General features: G+C 72.9%; 3 protein-coding genes. All 3 read left to right on the forward strand.

What is annotated here, in order from left to right:
- On the forward strand, positions 1–452 hold a 452-nt coding region (locus D471_RS0118570), incomplete at its 5' end, for an FAD-dependent oxidoreductase (protein WP_017600004.1).
- Positions 443–658, forward strand: coding sequence for a sulfur carrier protein ThiS (thiS, locus tag D471_RS0118575; RefSeq protein WP_017600005.1), 216 nt, complete (start codon positions 443–445; stop codon positions 656–658). The genes D471_RS0118570 and thiS, both read left to right, overlap by 10 nt.
- A 2-nt stretch (positions 659–660) precedes the next feature.
- Positions 661–1,331: thiazole synthase (locus D471_RS35060; RefSeq protein ID WP_017600006.1), on the forward strand; the 671-nt coding region annotated here is incomplete at its 3' end.

Here is a 1,331-nt window from a genome sequence, read left to right on the forward strand (position 1 = left end):
GTGAACCGCCGCTCGTCTCCCGTACGGTCCGTGGCCTGGTCCGGGGGTTCCCCGTCTACTTCGTGCCCCGGGAGGACGGCGAGGTCGTCGTCGGCGCCACCCAGGAGGAGCTGGGGTATGACACCGCGCTGACCGCCGGAGGGCTCTGGCAGGTCCTGCGCGACGCGCGCGAACTCGTCCCGGGGGTGACCGAACTGGAGATCACCGAGACCTGCGTCGGCCTGCGCCCGGGTTCACCCGACAACGAACCGCTCCTGGGTCCCACCCGGATTCCCGGGGTGCATCTGGCGGGCGGGCACCACCGACATGGCGTCCTGTTGACGCCGGTCACCGGTGAGGCCATGGGCGAGGCCCTCACCAGCGGCGCCCTGCCGGAGTACGCCCGCCCCTTCGCCGCCGACCGCGGGCTGGGCGGCGACCACCCGAGCACGTGGGAGAAGCAGTGGAACTGATCATCAACGGCGACCGGCGCGAGGTCACCGAGGGCACCACCGTCGGCGCCGTCGTGCGCGACCTGACCGTGACCGGGGACGGCGAGGTCCCCGGTGGCATCGCGGTGGCCGTCAACGACGAGGTCGTGCGACGGACCGCCTGGGCGGACACGCGCCTGAACACCGGAGACCGTGTGGACGTCCTGACCGCCGTGCAGGGAGGCTGACCATGACCGACATCCTCGACGACCCGCTGGTGATCGCCGGCACCTCCTTCGGGTCCCGACTCATCACCGGCACCGGGGGCGCCCCGTCGCTGGAGGTGCTGGAGGAGGCACTCGTCACCTCGGGGACCGAGCTGACCACCGTGGCGATGCGCCGCGTCGCTCCCGGCACGCGGGGGTCGGTGTGGGACGTCCTGACCCGCAACAAGATCCGGCCCCTGCCGAACACGGCGGGCTGCTTCACCGCCGCCGACGCGGTGCGCACCGCCAAGCTCGGCCGGGAGGCCCTGGGCACCGACTGGGTGAAGTTGGAGGTCGTCGCGGACGAGCACACGCTCCTGCCCGACCCCGTGGAGCTGCTGGACGCGGCGGAACGACTGGTCGACGAGGGCTTCACCGTGCTCCCGTACACCAACGACGACCCCGTCCTGGCGCGCCGCCTCGAACAGCTGGGGTGCGCGGCGGTCATGCCGCTGGCCGCGCCGATCGGCTCCGGCCTGGGCATCCGCAACCCGCACAACCTGGAGCTGATCGTCGAACAGGCCGGGGTGCCGGTGATCGTGGACGCCGGGATCGGCACCGCCAGCGACGCCGCCCTGGCCATGGAGCTCGGTTGCGACGCCGTCCTGCTCGCCACGGCCGTGACACGCGCCCAGGACCCGGTGCGGATGGCGGG

Source organism: Nocardiopsis lucentensis DSM 44048 (assembly GCF_000341125.1).
Classification (GTDB): Bacteria; Actinomycetota; Actinomycetes; order Streptosporangiales; family Streptosporangiaceae; genus Nocardiopsis; species Nocardiopsis lucentensis.